General features: G+C 54.2%; 6 protein-coding genes. 4 read left to right on the forward strand and 2 right to left on the reverse strand.

The genetic code is table 11. The features are described from left to right. Positions 1–106: 106 nt before the first annotated feature. Both ENTHG_RS19115 and ENTHG_RS19120 read right to left on the reverse strand, forming a co-directional pair. Positions 107–664: a DcrB family lipoprotein gene (locus tag ENTHG_RS19115; RefSeq protein ID WP_044183509.1), complete on the reverse strand. Its 558-nt coding sequence runs from the start codon at positions 662–664 to the stop codon at positions 107–109. Positions 665–736: 72 nt separating this feature from the next. Then, complete coding sequence (locus ENTHG_RS19120) at positions 737–1402, reverse strand: 7-cyano-7-deazaguanine/7-aminomethyl-7-deazaguanine transporter (RefSeq protein ID WP_044183511.1); 666 nt, start codon at positions 1400–1402, stop codon at positions 737–739. A gap of 165 nt (positions 1403–1567) precedes the next feature. Between ENTHG_RS19120 and tusA the strand changes: the two genes are divergently transcribed. The 4 genes from tusA to ENTHG_RS19140 form a co-directional block, all read left to right on the forward strand. Then, the gene (tusA, locus tag ENTHG_RS19125; RefSeq protein ID WP_044184017.1) at positions 1568–1813 is read left to right on the forward strand and encodes a sulfurtransferase TusA; all 246 of its coding nucleotides are present in this window, start codon (positions 1568–1570) and stop codon (positions 1811–1813) included. A gap of 197 nt (positions 1814–2010) precedes the next feature. Beyond that, positions 2011–2994 (forward strand): TRAP transporter substrate-binding protein, encoded by a 984-nt coding sequence (locus ENTHG_RS19130; RefSeq protein WP_044183513.1) that lies wholly within the window; start codon positions 2011–2013, stop codon positions 2992–2994. 21 nt (positions 2995–3015) lie between these two features. Continuing rightward, positions 3016–3525, forward strand: coding sequence for a TRAP transporter small permease (locus ENTHG_RS19135; protein ID WP_044183516.1), 510 nt, complete (start codon positions 3016–3018; stop codon positions 3523–3525). Between the two features lie 10 nt (positions 3526–3535). Next, positions 3536–3940: TRAP transporter large permease subunit (locus ENTHG_RS19140; protein ID WP_044183520.1), on the forward strand; the 405-nt coding region annotated here is incomplete at its 3' end.

Here is a 3940-nt window from a genome sequence, read left to right on the forward strand (position 1 = left end):
ATCCGGGAGTCCCGGGTGCGCTGTGCTTACCCGGGCTACGCCGTTTCATGAATTCCTGTTGGCTTTGTCTGCAGTCTGATGGCCTCCCGTGGAGGCCGCATTGTGATTATTTCACTACCAGCGTGTTGATGATGTTTTCCGCTGTGGTCTGCGCCTGCTGCTGGTTGTCGGCAGGCAGCGTCACCTGCAACGTCAGCAGCTTGTTGTCAATTTTCCCCAGCACCACGGAAGACCACGCGGTCTGACCTTTGGCGGAGATAATGCTGTCGAGCTGCTGGAGCTTCTGGCCCTTCACCTCGATGGCTTTGTTCGTGACCACCTGCAGCTGCGGGTCGCGGTTGCGCTGCTGTTCTTCCAGACGTTTGGTCAGGGTTGCCAGGTCTTCCTGGGTGTCATCGCCAACAATCACGATGACCGCCTTCTGCCCGGTTGCATCCGAGTAGACATGCATATTGTTGGCCTGCGTCCCCAGCTTACCGCTCTGGTCGGTCATGTCCGCCGGTAACGAGAAGCTCAGCTTGCCATCAAGCAGGCTGACCGGCTGCCCGGAGGCGTTGCTTTGCGCCGCAGCGCCCTGCACAGGCGTTTTGCTGTCGCTGTTGTCACAGGCCGCCAGCCCCATTACCAGCAGGCCAATACCGACATATTTAACCAGATTGCGCATTGACTTCTTCCTTTCGATAAACAGCCATAACGGCTCATCGAATCATCTTACCACAACTGGCAACGCGTACTCTTAACTGGCCTGCAATGCGGAGATTTCAGATTTGTCTGCCAGTCTTTTCAGCAACATATTGAGCAGGACGCCATACATCGGCAGGAAGAACGCGATGCTGATAATCACCTTAAAGGCGTAGTCCACCAGCGCGATTTCCATCCAGTGCTGCGCCATAAAGGCGTCCGGGCTGCGCCAGAAGGCAATAAAGAAGAAAGCGAGGGTGTCGCTGGCGTTGCCGAACACCGTAGAGGCCGTTGGCGCCAGCCACCAGCGCCGGTTCTGACGCAGGCGGTTAAAGACGTGGACATCCAGAATCTGCCCCAGCGCGTAGGCCATAAAGCTGGCGGCGGCGATACGGGCGACAAACAGGTTGAAGTGGGCCAGCGCCGAAAACCCCTGCCAGCTTCCCATATAGAACAGTGAAGAGACGACATAGGAGATCAGCAGAGACGGGATCATCACCGCGAAAATAATGCGTCGGGCCAGCGGCGCGCCGAAAATGCGCACGGTTAAATCGGTAGCGAGAAAGATAAAGGGAAAGCTAAAAGCGCCCCAGGTGGTGTGAAAGCCGAAAATATTAACCGGCAGCTGCACCAGATAGTTACTGGAGGTGATCACCAGCAGATGAAAAAGAGAAAGCCAGAACAACGCTTTTACGCGCTGCGATTGAGTAAAGGAGTTCATATTGTACCTTTTTAAAGTTGGGGTGAGGGAACCCAATAAAAACCGCCGCATAATACTGCTTTCACAGCGGTTTGCAATGGTTAATCTTTACGCAATCGTTAACCCGGTTTGCTTTACGGCGACCGCGGCGTAAACTACTGCCGTTTTTATGTCAGCGAGAAGAAAATGAGCGATCTGTTTTCCAGCCCCGACCATACCCTTGATGCACTTGGCCTGCGTTGCCCGGAACCGGTGATGATGGTGCGCAAAACCGTGCGAACCATGCAAAGCGGTGAAACATTGTTAATTATTGCCGACGATCCGGCCACTACCCGTGACATTCCGGGCTTTTGCCGTTTCATGGAACATGAACTGGTGGCGCAGGAGACAGAGGCGTTACCCTATCGTTATCTGGTGCGTAAAGGGCAGTAATCGCCCTTTCGTCGTGCCCGCTCAGGTAACTAAATTTTAACCGTTTGAACTGCGCCACAAAATCAAACCGTTGTTTCAGAATTTCGCCGTTTTTTGTGAAGTGCTTCACCCACCTTATTCCAGCAGTAGTCTAATTTCTAACACGTAAAATTAAAACGATGTTTTAACCCTTACCTCGATACTCTGGAGCACATTTCATGAAAACGACCATTAAGCCGTTAGTGGCTTCGCTGTGCCTGTCTACCGCCGCTCTGTTATTTACCCCTACTGTTATTGCTCAGGTAATAAAAGCTGCCGATGTGCATCCGGAAGGCTATCCGAACGTGGTGGCGGTACAGCAAATGGGTGAAAAACTTAAACAGCAAACTGACGGAAAGCTGGAAATTAAAGTCTTCCCCGGCGGCGTGCTCGGTGATGAAAAACAGATGATTGAGCAGGCGCAAATGGGGGCGATCGATATGATTCGTGTCTCCATGGCCCCGGTCGCGGCTATTTTGCCGGATATTGAAGTCTTTACCCTTCCCTATGTCTTCCGCGACGAAGACCACATGCACAAGATTATTGATGGCGAGATCGGCAAACAGATCGGCGACAAACTTACCGCTAACCCGAAATCCCGCCTTGTTTTCCTCGGCTGGATGGACTCCGGCACCCGTAACCTCATCACCAAAAACCCGGTGGCGAAACCCGAAGATTTAAAAGGGATGAAAATCCGCGTTCAGGGTAGCCCGGTGGCGCTGGCGACGCTGAAAGCCATGGGCGCTAACGCGGTGGCGATGGGGGTCAGCGAGGTTTACAGCGGCATGCAGACCGGCGTTATCGACGGCGCGGAAAACAACCCGCCGACCTATATCGCCCATAACTATATGCCGGTGGCGAAAAACTACACCCTCAGCGGCCACTTTATTACCCCGGAAATGCTGCTCTACTCCAAAGTGAAATGGGACAAGCTGAGCGCCGACGAGCAGAAAAAAGTGATGGCTCTGGCGCGTGAAGCTCAGTTCGAACAGCGCAAACTGTGGGATGCCTATAACCAGCAGGCGCTGGAGAAAATGAAGGCGGGCGGGGTGCAGTTCCACGATATTGATAAGTCAGTCTTTATTAAAGCCACTGAACCGGTACGTGCCCAGTATGGCGACAAGCATCAGGATTTGATGAAAGCGATCGCCGACGTCAAATAATCCCCCCTTTGCGGAGGCTGTATGTCCGAAATCTACATTAAGTGGATGGACCGCCTGTACCTGCTCGCCATGACCGTGGCGGGCCTTGGGTTACTGGTGATGACCATCGTTATTCCTATCGGCATTTTTTCCCGCTATGTGCTTAACCGTGGGGAGTCGTGGCCGGAACCGATAGCCATCATCTGCATGGTGACCTTTACCTTTATTGGCGCGGCGGTGAGCTACCGCGCCGGGGCGCACATTGCGGTGAATATGTTGACCGACCGCCTGCCTGCCGCCCTGCAGGTTCTCTGCGCCAGGGTGGTGGACCTGCTGATGCTGCTGATCTCATTGCTTATGTGCTGGTACAGCTACTGGCTATGTGTGGAACTGTGGGAGCAGCCGGTGGCGGAATTCCCCATCCTCACTTCCGGTCAAAGTTACCTGCCGCTGCCCATTGGATCGGCGATTTTGATTCTTTTCGTGATTGAACGCCTGCTGTTCGGTTCGCAGGAAAACCGTCCCGTTGTGCTTATTGGCAGCCACGGTTAAGGGGTGAAAAATGGATGCATTTGTATTGTTATTCACCCTCGCCATTTTGCTGGCGGTGGGAATGCCGGTCGCCTTTGCTGTCGGGCTGAGCGCGGTGGTTGGGGCGCTGTGGATTGACCTGCCCTTAGAGGCGCTGATGATTCAGATTACCAGCGGGGTCAACAAATTCACCCTGCTGGCCATCCCGTTCTTTATTCTGGCGGGGGCGATCATGGCGGAAGGGGGCATTGCCCGGCGGCTGGTCAATTTCGCCTATCTGTTCGTCGGCTTTATTCGCGGCGGCCTGTCGCTGGTGAATATCGTTGCTTCGACCTTCTTCGGCGCCATTTCCGGCTCGTCGGTGGCGGATACCGCCTCGATCGGCAGCGTCATGATCCCGGAGATGGAAAAGAAAGGGTATCCGCGTGAATACGCG

The organism is Phytobacter massiliensis JC163 (genome assembly GCF_000321045.1).
GTDB classification, from domain to species: Bacteria; Pseudomonadota; Gammaproteobacteria; order Enterobacterales; family Enterobacteriaceae; genus Phytobacter_A; species Phytobacter_A massiliensis.